The sequence below is a fragment of the Sphingobium baderi genome (assembly GCF_001456115.1).
Classification (GTDB): domain Bacteria; phylum Pseudomonadota; class Alphaproteobacteria; order Sphingomonadales; family Sphingomonadaceae; genus Sphingobium; species Sphingobium baderi_A.
Genome location: NZ_CP013264.1, coordinates 3,296,274 through 3,311,057 on the forward strand (window position 1 = coordinate 3,296,274; position 14,784 = coordinate 3,311,057).

A 14,784-nucleotide genomic window follows, 5' to 3' on the forward strand; every position below is an offset into this window, starting at 1 on the left:
CCCTCACCCCTCAAACGCCGATATGATCGGACAAGGCCCCTCCTCGCTGGCCCCGCACTCCCGCGCCAGCCGCCGCAGCGACATCCGCGCCGCTTCAAGCTCCGCGATCTTCGCATCCAATGCCGCCAGCCGCTCCGCCGCCAGTTCCCGCGCCCTCGCCCGGTCCTGTCCCGCATCCAGCGTCAGCAATTCCCCGATCTGCTCCAGCGTGAAGCCCGCCGCCTGCGCGCCGCGAATGAATTTCAACCGCCGCACGTCCTGCGCGCCGTATCGCCGCACGCCACCGGCCCGCTCCGGCGTCCCCAGCAAACCGCGCCTTTGATAGAAGCGCACCGTCTCCACCCCGACGCCGCCTTCCTTCGCCAAACCGGAAATCGTCGTCATGCCCTTGACTCCGTACCATGGTACGGAACCTATATGGGAAGCATCCGTATTACGCGCAAGAAAAGGATGCTCATGACCAGCGCCCCGCAAAAGAAGGCCGTCCTCTATCGGATGGTGATGCCCAAACATATCTGCCCCTATGGCATCAAGGCGCGCTGGCTGCTCCGGCGGCGCGGCTATGCAGTCGAGGATCACTGGCTCACCACCCGAGAGGAAACCGATGCGTTCAAGGCGCAGCATGACGTCCAGACGACGCCGCAAATCTTCATCGACGGCCGGCGGATCGGCGGCCATGACGACCTGCGCCGCTATCTGGGCCTAAAGGTCCGCGATCCGGGCGCGACCAGCTATGTGCCCGTGCTCGCGGTCTTTGCGGTGGCGGCGCTCCTCGCCCTGTCGATCAGTTGGCTGACCCTGGCGCCGCTCATCGGCATCCTGACGGTCGAGCGTTTCATCGCCGCCGCCATGATGCTGCTCGCCATGCTGAAGCTACAGGATGTGGACCGTTTCGCGACCATGTTCCTGAATTATGACCTGCTCGCCCGCCGCCTGCCGCCCTATGGCAAAGCCTATCCCTTTCTGGAACTGGGCGCGGGCACGCTGATGCTCACCCATTCGCTCAGCTGGCTGTCGATCCCCGTCGCCCTGTTCATCGGCGGCATCGGCGCGGTGTCGGTGTTCAAGGCGGTCTATATCGACGGGCGCGAACTCAAATGCGCCTGCGTCGGCGGCAACAGCAATGTGCCGCTGGGGTTCGTCTCGCTCACCGAAAACGTCATGATGGTGGCGATGGCGCTCTGGATGCTGGCGGGAATTTAAGACCCGGTTCGTTTTGAGCCTGTCGAAAAACGACGGAGCCATTCTCTCCTTTCTCGACTTCGCCCGGAATGAACTCCTATTCCCCATCCCTGCCATAGACATCGGGCAGGAATCCCACGCCATCCTTCCCCGGCGTAGCGGTCAGATAGGTGAGGTAGACCGGCACCGGCTGGGGCAGCGGCCTGTGCTGCTCCGGCTTGTCGGAATCGGTGGTCAGCGCCTTGCCGAAGAACCATTTGCCCAGCCTTGGCGCATCCTCCAGCCGGACACAGCCATTGCTGAACTGCCGCGCGGGCTTGCCGAACAGATCGCGCGAGGGCGTGTCGTGCAGATAAATGCCCAGATCGTTGGGGAACATGAACTTCATCCGCCCCATGGAATTGGCCCGCCCCGGCAGTTCCCGCACGCGCAGTTCCTGCTGCCCGGACGCCACAGCCTGCCAATCGATGCTGCTCTGGTCGAGCTTCTGCGGGTTGGCGCTCCAGTCCGACAAAGCCTCATAGTTCATTTTCCGGAGCGAGGCGCCGTCCAGTATCTTGGGCGCGATCTTGCGCTCGACCAGATCGGGCGGCACGTTCCAATAGGGCTTGAGCGTCGCATAGCGGATCATGCCCGCCATCATCGGCGTCTGGCTTTCCTTCGCGCCGACCACGACCTTCATCGTGCCGTCGAGCTTGCCACCGCTATAATACCAGAGCCGCGCCGAAGCGGCGTCCACCACCACATGCCGCACCCATGGCCCCGGCAGCAGCCGCGTCCGCTCCATATTGAGCGCCAGCGCCCGCGCATAATATTTCGGCCCGCGATTGAGCGCCGTCACCGTCTGCGTGCCCGCAATGCCGTCGGGCGTCAGGCCATGGTCGTCCTGAAACGCCTTGACCTTCGCCGCCAGCGCCTTGTCATACCCGCCGCCTGCCGACAGCCCCAGCCGCTCGCGCAGTGCGCCAACGCCAGGTCCCTTCACGCCCGGTTTCCATTTCAGGCCCGTGGGCACCGCCACATCGGGCAGATTTGCCCATGTCTTGCCATAACCTGCCCGCGCCTTTCGCAATTGCATGTAGAAGGGGCTCATCCAGCCCGCCTGCGCCACATATTCCTCGAATGAGGATGTCACCGCCGCGGCGCGCAATATGTCCGCCGGGCCGGGATCGCGCGGTTCCACTTCGGGGTCCAGATAGCGCATCTTCACCGCCCGCGAAGGCGCCCGCATGTCGGCGACCAGCTTCGCGAAACTCTTGGACAGCGCCAGTTCCGCGCGGGCCAGCGCCTTGGGATCGCCGCTGCCGTTCGCGTCCTCGATGGCGCGGCGCAACCCTTTGGGATCGTAGTTGCCGGGTTTCAGCCCATCGGCCTCCGCGCTGTCGATCAGCTTCAGCAGCGCATCCGCCTGCGGCCCCACGGCGTCCTTCTCGACCCACACCGGCCAAAATCCGCGCGGCCCGTAGAAGTCTCGCAGCTTGCCGCCGACCTGCGCGCGGATTTCCGCCGCCACGCTCGACCGCGCGGGGGTTTCCTTCACGGCGGCATCCTGGGCACGCGCAACCGGCGCGACGCCCGCGCTCACCATCAGGCCAAGGATCAGGATTGGGACAAAGGAAGGGGCGCGGCGGATATGCCGCGCCCTGAAAGGTCGGGTGATCAGCCGCGTTCTCCCCGGCGGGAAGGCATGGGCGGCGGAGGCGGCGGGCAAGGCGGCCCCTGGATCGCATTATAGATGCCGTCGGCGGTGTAATATCCGTCGATGATACCGTCTCCATCACGGTCTGCCGCGACCGTGCCGGCTATCGCACCCGGCCCCAGCGGCGGCGCTGGCGCTACGGGTTCATCCTTGGTGGAGGCGCAGGCGCTCAAAGCGAGCACCCCTGCGGCGGCCAGAGCCATTTGCCGAATATTCATAGCATCTCCCTGTGGCGTCCGCACCAACGGCGGAAGCCCTACACTACTCAATGCTGCAGGACGCAGCCGACCTCCAACGACCCAGAGGCGGAAAGGATTCCATTACCGAACCGCAATGACGGCGAACGGAGCCTTAACCGAGATCAACCGTTAAAACCCGCCCTATCAGTCCTGCGCCCATTCCGCCGATGCGATGCCTTGCGCGTAGAGAAGCACTGACAAGTCGCCATGCACGATCTCCGCATCGGCCGCCGCCCGCGTCTTGGGCTTGGCATGATAGGCGACGCCCAGCCCTGCTCCCTCGATCATCGGAATATCGTTCGCGCCATCGCCCACCGCCAGAGTCAGCGTCCGGTCGATCCCGCCCGCGATCGCCGCTTCCAGTTCCGCCCGCTTGCGCGCCGCATCCACGATCGGCACCGTCACCGTGCCCAGCAGCGCCCCATCCGCAATCTCCAGCACATTGGCGACCGCGCTGTCGAAGCCGATCTCGTCGGCGACCGGCCCGGTGAAGCGCGTGAACCCGCCCGACACCAGCAGCGTCCGCGCGCCCCGCGCCTTCATCGTGCGGACCAGCGCTTTGGCGCCCCCCATGATGACGACCCGTTCGTCCCGGCAGCGGTCGATGGCCGCATCCTCCAGCCCTTTCAGCAGCGCCACCCGTTCATGCAGCGCGCCCGCAAAGTCCAGCTCGCCGCGCATCGCCCGTTCTGTGATCTCCGCGATCTGCGCCTTGATCCCGGCATAGTCGGCCAGTTCGTCGATGCACTCGACGGTGATCATGGTGGAATCCATGTCCGCGATCAGCAGCTTCTTTTCGCGCCCCTGGGCGGGCTGGACGATCACGTCCACCGCGCCCAGATCGGCGAGAACAGCCCGCGCCGTCACCGGGTCCGCGCCGAAGAAGATGTCCGCCGCCTTGCCCTCGTCCAGCCATGCGCTATCGACCGGCGCGCAACCGGCGACGGAGAGCCGCCCGACCGCTTCCGCAATATCCCCCTGACTCAAGGACGCACTTGCCACTAAGGTCGCGACGAACATGAACACTCCCGATCCCGAAGCGGGCGAATCCCGCCCACGCGTCGCGCTTATTGCCGGGCCTACCGCCAGCGGCAAGAGCGCGCTTGCCATCGCGCTCGCTCAAACGGCAAACGGCACCGTCATCAATGCGGACGCCAGCCAGGTCTATGCCGACCTGCAAATCCTCTCCGCCCGTCCCGGCGCGGAGGATATGGCCCAGGCTCCGCACCGCCTCTTCGGCCATATCGACGGGGCGGAAGCCTGCACCGCCGCCCGCTGGGCCGCTCAGGCGCGCGCGGAAATAGACCGCGCCCATGGCGAAGGCCGCCTCCCCATCCTCGTCGGCGGAACGGGCATGTATATCCGCACCCTGCTCGACGGCCTGGCGCCGGTGCCGGATATCGACCCCGCCATCCGCGAAGCCGTCCGCGCCCTCCCCGTGGCGCAGGCCCATACCGCCCTCGCGCAGGAAGACCCGGACGCCGCCGCTCGGCTCGCCTCCGCCGACACCACCCGCGTCGCCCGTGCGCTGGAAGTGATCCGCTCCACCGGCAAGCCTCTCTCGGAATGGCAAAGGCATAAAAGCGGCGGCATCGCTCACCGCATCACGCTCTCCCCCCTTATCCTCCTGCCTCCGCGCGATTGGCTGATCGCCCGCTGTGACTTGCGCTTCGGGCAGATGGTGGACACCGGCGCGGTCAAGGAAGTCGAAGCTCTCCTCGCCCGCAACCTGTCGCCCGACCTCCCCGCCATGCGCGCCATCGGCGTGCCGGAAATCGCCGCATGGCTGGCTGGGACAATCGACCGCGCCACCATGATGGAACGTGGCCGCATCGCCACCCGCCAATATGCCAAACGCCAATATACCTGGTTCTCCCGCCAGCCCCCGCTCGACTGGCATCGCGAAATAGGACATATAGATGCAGGATTAATTGCTGAATTAGTAATTAAATTACAACAATGACTGTTGACTTGCCATTTTATATCCAATAGAGGCACCCACCTTGCCTTTCCGCTCATCCGGGCGCAAAGGGCTGCCTCGCACGCAAGGGAAGGATTTCATCGTGGCCGAAAAGAGCGGCGCGGACATTTTGGTTGAATGCCTGATCGATCTGGGCGTCGAAGTCGTGTTCGGTTATCCGGGCGGAGCGGTGCTGCCCATTTATGACGCGCTTTTCAACCATCCGAAGATCCGCCACGTCCTCGTCCGTCACGAACAGGGCGCGACCCATATGGCGGAAGGCTATGCCCGCTCGACCGGGAAGCCCGGCGTGGTGCTCGTCACCTCCGGCCCCGGCGCGACCAACGCCGTCACCGGCATCACCGACGCGCTGATGGATTCCATACCGATGGTCGTCATCACCGGGCAGGTTCCCACGCAGCTGATCGGCACCGACGCTTTTCAGGAAGCGGATACGGTCGGCATCACGCGCCATTGCACCAAGCATAATTATCTGGTGAAAGACCCCGGCAAGCTGGCCGGCGTCATTCATGAAGCGTTCCACATCGCCACTACCGGCCGCCCCGGCCCGGTCGTCATCGACATTCCCAAAAATGTCCAGATCGCGACCGCGCCTTATAAGAAGCCCGAAGGCATCGCCCATGCCAGCTATCGCCCGCAGACCAAGGCGGACGCAAAGGCCATAGACACGGTAGTCGAAATGCTGGCGGCGGCGCAGCGCCCGATCTTCTACACCGGCGGCGGCGTCATCAACTCCGGTCCCGAAGCCACCCGTCTGCTGCGCGAACTGGCCGCCATCACCGGCGCGCCCGTCACTTCGACGCTGATGGGTCTGGGCGCCTTCCCCGCCTCCTCGCCGCAATGGCTCGGAATGCTGGGGATGCACGGCACCTATGAAGCCAATTGGGCGATGAATCAGGCGGACCTGATCCTGTGCATCGGCGCGCGCTTTGACGATCGCGTGACCGGCCGCCTGGACGCCTTCGCACCCAACAGCCGCAAGGTTCATATCGACATCGACCGCAGCTCGATCAACAAGACGGTCGAGGTCGATCTGCCCATCGTCGCCGACGTGGGCAGCGCCATGGCCGACATGATCGCGCTCTGGAAATCGCGGGGCCATCATAGGGCGGACCTGTCCGCATGGTGGAAGCAGATCGACGGCTGGCGCGAAAAGCAAAGCCTCGCCTATCCCGAAAGCCGCGAAGAGATCATGCCGCAGGAAGCGATCGCGCAACTCTACAAGGCGACGCGCTCGGCCAAGGATGTGATCATCACCACCGAAGTGGGCCAGCATCAGATGTGGGCGGCCCAGCATTTCGGTTTCGACGCGCCGAACAAATGGCTGACTTCCGGGGGGCTGGGCACCATGGGCTATGGTTTCCCGGCCGCCATCGGCGCGCAGGTCGGCAATCCCGACAGCCTCGTCATCTGCGTGGCGGGCGACGCTTCGGTTCAGATGAACATTCAGGAAATGGGCACCGCCAGCCAGTATCGCACGCCGGTCAAGCTCTTCATCCTGAACAACGAATATATGGGCATGGTCCGCCAGTGGCAGGAACTGACCTATGAAAGCCGTTATTCCAACAGCTATTCGGACAGCCTGCCCGACTTCGTGAAGCTGGCCGAAGCCTATGGCTGGACCGGCATCCGCATCGAAGGGCCGCAGGAACTGGCGGCGGGCATCCGCCAGATGATCGACACGCCCGGCCCGGTGATCGTGGATTGCCGCGTGGCGAAACTGTCCAACTGTTTCCCGATGATCCCGTCGGGCGCAGCGCATACCGACATGCTGCTCGATCCCAGCCAGGTGTCGGGCAGCCTGTCGGACGAGGCGAAGGCGCTGGTGTGACGCAGCATCTCAAGCTCCGCGTCCATGTAAGCGAGCCCTGGGATTTCGAACGATCCGCGGGCACGGCTGAACTGACGGGCTGGACCATCGATCATATCGATCCGGACAATGAGGAATGGGAAGTGCATCTGGACGAAGGGTTCGATTTCCATGAGCGCCGCATTGGCCGCCTTCTGGCCGGGCCGCGCTATGTGGGCGAGCATCTGACGCGGATGTTCGACGCGGTGGCGGGCTTTCCCGTCCGCCTCGCCTATCGCGATGATGGAGCATGGCACTACGCCTTTGCGGGCATGATCTCACAGCGCCATGAGCGCACAGAAGAACCGGACAACGGAACAGGCATCTGATGCATATCCAGGAAGAACTGAGCGAGCGGCACGTCCTGTCGCTGACGGTCGCGAACGAGGCGGGCATATTGGCCCGCATCGCCGGGCTGTTCACCGCGCGCGGCTATAATATCGACAGCCTGACGGTGGCGGACATCACCACCGATCATGCGATCAGCCGCATCACCATCGTCACCGGCGGCCCGCCCAAGGTGATCGACCAGATCATCGCTCAGCTGGAACGGCTGGTGCCGGTGCACAAGGTGACGGACCTCACCGAAGCCGGTCCCTTCGTGGAACGCGAACTCGCTCTGGTGAAGGTTGCGGGCACGGGCGAGGACCGGATCGAGGCGCTGCGCCTCGCCGACGTGTTCCGCGCCAAGGTGGTCGACACGACTATCGAAAGCTTCATTTTCGAAATCACGGGCACGACGGACAAGATCGACAATTTCGTCGCCCTGATGCGCCAGATCGGCCTGGTGGAAGTCGGCCGCACCGGCGTGGTCGGCCTGACGCGCGGCAAGGAGTTGGCCTGACATTATCGCCCCTCTCCCGCGAGCGGGAGAGGGAGGGGTCCATCGCACCGCGATGGGAGGGTGAGGGCCGCCCCGCTCACCACAGCAATCACAGCTCCATCAGGGAGCAAAAGGACAGAAAGAAGGAACGTCACATGAAGGTTTATTACGATCGCGACGCGGACATCGGCCTCATCAAGGGCAAGAAGGTAGCCATTCTCGGTTACGGCAGCCAGGGCCACGCCCACGCCCAGAACCTGCGCGACAGCGGCGTCGCGGAAGTCGCGATCGCGCTCCGCCCCGGTTCCGCCAGCGCCAAGAAGGCCGAAGGCGCGGGTTTCAAGGTTCTGCCCAACGCCGAAGCCGCCGCATGGGCCGACGTCCTCATGATCCTCGCCCCCGACGAGTTCCAGGCTGAAATCTACGCCGCCGACATCCACGCGAACCTGAAGCCCGGCGCGGCGCTCGCCTTCGCGCACGGCCTCAACGTCCATTTCGGCCTGATCGAACCGCGCCCCGACGTCGACGTCATCATGATCGCGCCCAAGGGCCCCGGCCACACCGTCCGCAGCGAATATCAGCGCGGCGGCGGCGTGCCCTGCCTGATCGCCATCCACCAGGACGCGACCGGCAACGCCCATGACATCGCCCTGTCCTACGCCAGCGGCGTCGGCGGCGGCCGGTCGGGCGTTATCCAGACCGATTTCAAGGAAGAGTGCGAAACCGACCTGTTCGGTGAGCAGGCGGTGCTGTGCGGCGGCCTGACGCACCTCATCATGGCGGGTTTCGAAACCCTGACCGAAGCGGGCTACTCGCCGGAAATGGCCTATTTCGAATGCCTCCATGAAGTGAAGCTGATCGTCGACCTGATGTATGAAGGCGGCATCGCGAACATGCGCTATTCGATCTCGAACACCGCCGAATATGGCGATTACCACACCGGCCCGCGCGTCATCACCGACGAGACGAAGGCCGAAATGAAGCGCGTCCTCGCCGACATCCAGCAGGGCAAGTTCGTTCAGCGCTTCATGACCGACATCAAGACCGGCTATCCGGAAATGAAGGCCAAGCGGAAGCTTCAGGCCCAGCACCCGATCGAAAAGACCGGCGAACAGCTCCGCGCCATGATGCCCTGGATCGGCGCGAACAAGCTGGTCGACAAAGACAAGAATTGACGCGGAAGAGTAGAGGGGGTGCTACTCTTCACATCGTTGATCCTTTCCGGGGCGGCATTTATTGCCGCCCTGTTTTTACTGATCCGGCTCGACCATGCCCGGCGCATGAGCGATTATCAGTGCAATCTGGCGATCAATCTCCACGCACGGCAAATGTCGGCAATATTGAAGTCCGCTCCGATCCTGCCGGGCATTGCTCGTCCCGGGCTGGTAGCCAGCGTCACGACCACGCGGCATCGGCTTGGAACCGTGGGAATGGCTGTCGAATCCATGCTGCTTCAGACCGTCCGGCCCGAAAGCGTCAATCTTTATCTCTCGAACGACATCGATATCGGCCTGTTGCCGGAATCCCTGATCCGGCTCCAGGATATGGGCCTCAACATCCATTTCGTGCCCGATGTCGGTCCGCATACCAAACTGATATACGCGCTGGAGAGATATTCGAACCATCATGTCATCACTTTTGACGATGACTTTTACGCACCCCCCAACAGCCTGGAGACATTGCTCAGAACGGCCGAGCAGGCGCCTCATGCAATCGTCGGCAATTGGGTCCGGCAATTACGGATCGGACGGGACGGCAAGGTTCGCACGGCAAAGGAAGGCCGCCTCATGACTCCCAAGACGCAGGTCAGGGAGATTGATGCGCCCAGCCGTCCGCTTCGTATGGGCTATGACTTTTTTGCTTATGGGACGGGTGGGATACTCTATCCGCCTGGCTGCATGGACGCGCGGGTGTTTGACATCGCGACTTTTCGGGCGCTTTGCCCAACCGAAGACGACGTATGGTTCAAGGCGATGAGCCTTCTGCGCGACACGCCTGTCGCTGCAACGAATCTGGGCCATTCGCCCAAGCATCATTCCTTGTCCGGCAGTCAGGCGTCAGCATTGCGCCACGACAATTACTGCGGATCGGTCCAGAAGGCGTCCAGTCAGATTGCGGCTGTTTTCGAGCATTTCGATCTGGTTGACCGGATCGCGCATCTCAACCGCCAGCAATATCCATAGGGCCATGACGGGGAAGGTTGCCCGCCTGCCGTTCAGAACGATCCGTTTCCAATTACAGCTCTGGAACAATCAAGGGACGTGGCCTATTCTGGCTGCGCCCCTTGAACGTTTTGGAGAGTTTGCGAAATGCGGAAATATCTGATCCCCGCCGCCGCCCTGGTCGCGCTTGCCGGAGGCTCCGTCGTCGTCGCGCAGCAGATGCCCCCCGCCCCCGGTACAAAGGATGTCTCAAAGGTCACCGGCGGCAACTATGTGATCGAACCCACTCATACGCAGATCGTTTTCGCCTATGACCATATGGGATTCAGCAACAATCTGGGGATCATCGCCCAGCCCACCGGCACGCTGACGCTCGACCCGAAAAATCCTGCCGCCGCAAAGGTTTCGGTCGATATTCCCGTCGCGAACCTCAAGACCGGCGTGACCGAACTCGACGCGCATCTCATGAAAGCGGATTTCTTCGATGCGGCCAAATTCCCCAAGGCGACCTTCGTGTCGACCGGCGTGAAGGTCGATGGCGATGATGCCGAAATCACGGGCAACCTCACCATCAAGGGCATCACGAAGCCGGTAACGCTGGATGCCGATTTCTATGGCGCAGGCATCCATCCCATGTCCAAGAAGGAGAATATCGGCTTCACCGCCACCACCGCGGTCAAGCGCAGCGATTTCGGCATGAGCTATGGCGTCCCCATGGTCGGCGATACGATCGAGTTGAAGATCGTCGCCGCCTTCGAAAAGCAGTAGGCGGCCATGCGGGCGCTCCCGACGCGGGCGGCGGCATGTCTCATCATGCTGCCGCTCGTTCCGGCGAAGCCCGCCGCCACGGCCGGGCTGGATCAGGACCGCTATCCGCCCGGCACCTACGCGGTCGACTCCCATCGCACCCGCGTCCATTTCCAGGTGAAATCGCTGTTTGGCAGCTATCAGGGCGATTTTATCGAGCCCGGCGGCACCGTTGTCATCCACCCGCGCCGTTCCGGCCACGCGGATATCGACATCAGCTTCCCGGTCGATCGCCTCACCACCGGGGACGCCTCCACCGACCAGATGTTGAAGAGCGCGAGTTTCTTCGACATGGATCGCTATCCCACCGTTCGTTTCGCTGCGAACGATGCGTCCATCGGCGACAATAATGTGCTGGCGATTCACGGCGAACTGACCATGCACGGCCAGACCCGCCCGATCGCCATCGCCGTCCGCTTCATGGGGCTTGATCCCGATATATTGAGCGGTGCGAAGCCCGCGCTGCGCTTTACCGGCAATGCCGCCGTCAAGCGCAGCCAGTTCGGCATGAGCTATGGCCGTCCTTTCGTCGCCAATCGCGTGGATCTCTCCATCGACGCCACATTCCGGCAGCTATAGGACAGGCAGGCGGGAATAAGGGCAACGGGCGCCGCACAAGAAACGACTGGACGCAACCCGACGAATGGGGTTATGGCGCTGTTCATGACGCAGCGCGTGCTCCTACCCCTGCTACGACTTACACGCCCTTAGGCGTGATATTTGTGCTGCGCGCCATTTTCATGGGCCGGCAAGACGCCTAAGGGCACCTTCAAGCAAACAGTCGTTCCATCGGGCATGTGAGACACACGCCCGTAGCAGAGAAGTAGCCTTTCCGATGATGCTGACCGATCCTTCCGCCAAATACCGCCCCTTCCCGCAGGTCGACCTGCCCGACCGCCAGTGGCCCAGCCGGATCATCACCGCGCCGCCGCGCTGGCTCTCGACCGATCTGCGCGATGGCAATCAGTCGCTGATCGACCCGATGAATGCGGAAAAAAAGACCCGCTTCTTCGATCTGCTGGTGAAGATCGGCGTCAAGGAAATCGAAGTAGGCTTCCCCTCGGCAGGGGCGACCGAGTTCGACTTCATTCAGGATCTGGTCCGTTCCGACCGTATCCCCGACGATGTGACGCCTCAAGTCCTGACCCAGGCGCGCGAAGATCTGATCGCCACGACCTTTGAATCCCTGCGCGGCGCGAAACGCGCCATCGTCCATGTCTATAATGCGATTTCGCCCGCATGGCGCCGCATCGTCTTTGGCATGGAACAGCCAGAGATCAAGGCGATCGCGGTCCACGCCGCCAAACTGCTGCGCGACAATGCCGCCAGGCAGCCGGATACCGACTGGTATTTCGAATATAGCCCCGAAACCTTCTCCACCGCGGAACTGGATTTCAGCCTGGAATGCTGCGAGGCCGTAATCGACATTCTCCAGCCGACGCCGGACCGTCCGCTGATCCTGAACCTGCCCGCCACGGTCGAAGCGGCAACGCCCAACATCTATGCCGATCAGATCGAATGGTTCTGCCGCCACATTTCGCGGCGCGACAGCGTGGTCATCTCGCTGCACACGCACAATGACCGGGGCACCGGCGTCGCGGCGGCCGAACTGGGCATCATGGCGGGCGCGGATCGCGTGGAAGGCTGCATGTTCGGCAATGGCGAGCGCACCGGCAATTGCGACATCGTGACGGTCGCGCTCAACATGTATTCGCAGGGGATCAATCCCGGCCTCGACTTCTCCGACATAGACGAGGTCATCCAGACGGTCGAATATTGCAACCAGCTGCCCGTTCATCCGCGCCATCCCTATGGCGGCGAACTGGTCTTCACGGCCTTTTCGGGCAGCCATCAGGATGCGATCAAAAAGGGTTTCGCCGCGCAGGAGGTTCGCAACGACGAAATCTGGGACGTGCCCTATCTGCCCATCGATCCCGCCGATCTGGGCCGCAATTACGAAGCGGTCATCCGCGTCAATTCGCAATCCGGCAAGGGCGGCGTCGCCTGGGTCTTGCAGCAGGACAAGGGGCTGAAGCTGCCCAAGCGGATGCAGGCGGATTTCTCGCGAGTTGTGCAGGCTCTGGCCGACCAAAGCAGCCGCGAACTCAATGCCGCCGATATCTGGGGGGCGTTCGAGGATCATTACCGCCTGTCCGGTGACCAGCCCTATCGGCTGATCGACTATCATGAAGGCGGCGCGGCGGGCGATCGCATCTTCACCGGCAAGATCGCCTATCAGGGCGGCGAGCGGTCGATTTCCGGGCGCGGCAACGGCCTGCTTTCCTCCGTGCTGGCGGCGCTGCGCGACGAACTGGGTGTCGATCTGGACATCGCCGATTACAGCGAACATGCCATCGGCGCGGGGACGGACGTGGCTGCCGCCGCCTATGTCGAATGCCGCACGTCCGACGGTCGCACGGTCTTCGGGATCGGCACGGACACGGACGTCGCGACCGCATCGGTCCAGGCCGTCCTCTCCGCCGCCAACAGCGTCGCGGGGGGCGCCTGATCGTTACTGATCCGAAATGAAATAGCGATGGGAAAGTGCTTTCCCTTCGCTATTTCGTTCATGGAATCAAATGCCTCTCATTTCGCCAGCGCCTTCAAAACGCTCTCCCACTGCCGCAGAGCAGAAGGAATCCCGCCCACCGGCGCGCGCTCGTTCAGCCCATGGGCAAAGCCGTCCTCCGCCCGCATGAACAGGCTACCCACGCCATAGCTCGGTACGCCCAGCGCCCGGAAATGCAGACTGTCCGTCGCGCCCGCCGACATGCTCGGCATCACCGGTATCCCCGGATAGCGCGCCGTGACCGCCGCCGTCACCGCCTTCACCACATCGGCCCGCAGGGGGGAAGCGTCGCTCGCCACCGGATCGCCCAGCGTCGTAAAGGTCGCGCCCGGATCATTGACAGCCTTCACCAGTTCCGCCTTCACGGCATCGACACCGACACCTGGAAAGATGCGGCAATTGACGCTAACCTTCGCGCTCTGCGGCAGGGCGTTCAGCGCATGGCCCGCCTGCGCCATGGTCGCAACGCATGTCGTTCGCACCTGCCCCACAAATTCCGGCCGCGTCGACAATATCTCCGCCGCGTCCTTGTCGCCCGTCTCGGCAAAGCGCTTCATCGCCGCCCCCATATCGCCGCCGATCCGGTCCGCCGATAGCCGCATCGACGCCTCAGTCAGTTCGTTTCGCATCGGCGCGAATTTGTAGGCCGCAATCCGGTCAATGGCTTTGGCCATGCGATAGATGGGATTGCCCGGCGTCGGCGCGCTGGAATGCCCACCCGGATCGGTGAATCCGATCTGGAAATCCGCATAGGTCTTCTCACCCGCCTGCAATTGATACAGAACGGGCTTTCCTTCCTCATCCAGCAATCCGCCGCCGCCATCGCCATTCAGCAGCAGTTCGGCGTCCTTATATTTCACCGCCAGCGCCCGCGTCGTCCGCATATCGGTTTCCTCATCTCCCGACAGCAGCAGGATGATCGTCCGGCGCGGTTTCCATCCTTCTTTCTTAAGGCCCGCAAGCGTGGTCACCATCATGGCGACGTCATATTTATTATCCTCCGTACCCCGCCCGAAAATATAGCCATTTTCCTCGACCGGCACGAAAGGATCGCGCGTCCAGTCCGCCCGGTTCGCCGCCACCACGTCCATATGCCCGATCATCAGCAGCGGCTTCAGCGCCGGGTCCGTGCCCCGCCATGTCGCCGCAAAGGTCGCTGTTTCGCCGATCGGCGTGATCTCTATATCCTTGTCGGCAAAACCCGCATCCTTGAGGACGGAGGCATAATAGGCCGCCAGCTTCGGCACCTCCCCTGCGCCCTCCACCGTGCGGAAGGCGACGGATTTCATGAGCACGGCCTTTGCAAGGGCAATGTCCGGCGCAGCCAAGGCGGCAGGTGCCGCCGCAGCCACACTGCCCGTGAGTGCCAGCAAGCCGATCCCCACGCGTCCCTTGTCCATCATGTCTCTCTCCCTTGCCAACCTGTATTACTCATGTGGCACGGTGAAGCAGGGACGCCAATGCTCTTTGAAG

15 protein-coding genes are annotated in these 14,784 nt (G+C 63.1%); 10 read left to right on the forward strand and 5 right to left on the reverse strand.

Annotated elements, in window-relative coordinates; translation table 11 throughout:
• Nucleotides 1–3 precede the first annotated feature (3 nt).
• Nucleotides 4–384 (reverse strand): MerR family transcriptional regulator, encoded by a 381-nt coding sequence (locus ATN00_RS16095; RefSeq protein ID WP_062066314.1) that lies wholly within the window; start codon nucleotides 382–384, stop codon nucleotides 4–6.
• A 72-nt stretch (nucleotides 385–456) separates the two neighbouring features.
• Between ATN00_RS16095 and ATN00_RS16100 the strand changes: the two genes are divergently transcribed.
• The gene (locus tag ATN00_RS16100) at nucleotides 457–1,203 is read left to right on the forward strand and encodes a glutaredoxin family protein (protein WP_062068882.1); all 747 of its coding nucleotides are present in this window, start codon (nucleotides 457–459) and stop codon (nucleotides 1,201–1,203) included.
• Nucleotides 1,204–1,279: 76 nt separating this feature from the next.
• On the opposite strand, the gene ATN00_RS16105 is transcribed toward ATN00_RS16100, so the two are convergent.
• From ATN00_RS16105 to serB, 3 genes are all read right to left on the reverse strand, one after another.
• Nucleotides 1,280–2,893 (reverse strand): L,D-transpeptidase scaffold domain-containing protein, encoded by a 1,614-nt coding sequence (locus ATN00_RS16105; protein ID WP_475630838.1) that lies wholly within the window; start codon nucleotides 2,891–2,893, stop codon nucleotides 1,280–1,282.
• Nucleotides 2,842–3,099 carry a hypothetical protein gene (locus ATN00_RS16110; protein WP_062066317.1) on the reverse strand — a complete coding sequence of 86 codons (258 nt, stop codon included), beginning with the start codon at nucleotides 3,097–3,099 and terminating at the stop codon, nucleotides 2,842–2,844. Before ATN00_RS16110 ends, ATN00_RS16105 begins: the two co-directional genes overlap by 52 nt.
• A gap of 165 nt (nucleotides 3,100–3,264) precedes the next feature.
• Complete coding sequence (gene serB / locus ATN00_RS16115; RefSeq protein ID WP_062066320.1) at nucleotides 3,265–4,140, reverse strand: phosphoserine phosphatase SerB; 876 nt, start codon at nucleotides 4,138–4,140, stop codon at nucleotides 3,265–3,267.
• On the opposite strand from serB, the gene miaA reads away from it, so the two are divergent.
• From miaA to leuA, 9 genes are all read left to right on the forward strand, one after another.
• Nucleotides 4,139–5,083 (forward strand): tRNA (adenosine(37)-N6)-dimethylallyltransferase MiaA, encoded by a 945-nt coding sequence (gene miaA, locus ATN00_RS16120; RefSeq protein ID WP_062066323.1) that lies wholly within the window; start codon nucleotides 4,139–4,141, stop codon nucleotides 5,081–5,083. The two genes, serB and miaA, sit on opposite strands and share 2 nt — an antisense overlap.
• Nucleotides 5,084–5,183: 100 nt before the next feature.
• Complete coding sequence (locus ATN00_RS16125; RefSeq protein WP_062066326.1) at nucleotides 5,184–6,932, forward strand: acetolactate synthase 3 large subunit; 1,749 nt, start codon at nucleotides 5,184–5,186, stop codon at nucleotides 6,930–6,932.
• Nucleotides 6,929–7,279: a hypothetical protein gene (locus ATN00_RS16130; protein ID WP_062066328.1), complete on the forward strand. Its 351-nt coding sequence runs from the start codon at nucleotides 6,929–6,931 to the stop codon at nucleotides 7,277–7,279. Before ATN00_RS16125 ends, ATN00_RS16130 begins: the two co-directional genes overlap by 4 nt.
• Nucleotides 7,279–7,794, forward strand: a complete 516-nt coding sequence (gene ilvN / locus ATN00_RS16135) for an acetolactate synthase small subunit (protein ID WP_062066330.1) — start codon at nucleotides 7,279–7,281, stop codon at nucleotides 7,792–7,794. The genes ATN00_RS16130 and ilvN overlap by 1 nt, the downstream gene beginning before the upstream one ends.
• Before the next feature lie 134 nt (nucleotides 7,795–7,928).
• Entirely contained in the window at nucleotides 7,929–8,948 is a 1,020-nt protein-coding gene (gene ilvC / locus ATN00_RS16140; protein ID WP_062066333.1) for a ketol-acid reductoisomerase, read from the forward strand.
• 18 nt (nucleotides 8,949–8,966) lie between these two features.
• Nucleotides 8,967–9,956, forward strand: a complete 990-nt coding sequence (locus tag ATN00_RS16145) for a hypothetical protein (protein ID WP_062066336.1) — start codon at nucleotides 8,967–8,969, stop codon at nucleotides 9,954–9,956.
• A 126-nt stretch (nucleotides 9,957–10,082) separates the two neighbouring features.
• Nucleotides 10,083–10,703, forward strand: coding sequence for a YceI family protein (locus tag ATN00_RS16150; protein WP_062066339.1), 621 nt, complete (start codon nucleotides 10,083–10,085; stop codon nucleotides 10,701–10,703).
• A 6-nt stretch (nucleotides 10,704–10,709) separates the two neighbouring features.
• Nucleotides 10,710–11,321, forward strand: a complete 612-nt coding sequence (locus ATN00_RS16155; protein ID WP_062066341.1) for a YceI family protein — start codon at nucleotides 10,710–10,712, stop codon at nucleotides 11,319–11,321.
• A gap of 256 nt (nucleotides 11,322–11,577) precedes the next feature.
• Complete coding sequence (gene leuA / locus ATN00_RS16160; protein ID WP_062066345.1) at nucleotides 11,578–13,251, forward strand: 2-isopropylmalate synthase; 1,674 nt, start codon at nucleotides 11,578–11,580, stop codon at nucleotides 13,249–13,251.
• A gap of 77 nt (nucleotides 13,252–13,328) precedes the next feature.
• On the opposite strand, the gene ATN00_RS16165 is transcribed toward leuA, so the two are convergent.
• Entirely contained in the window at nucleotides 13,329–14,714 is a 1,386-nt protein-coding gene (locus tag ATN00_RS16165) for a M20/M25/M40 family metallo-hydrolase (protein ID WP_082635228.1), read from the reverse strand.
• Between the last annotated feature and the right edge of the window lie 70 nt (nucleotides 14,715–14,784).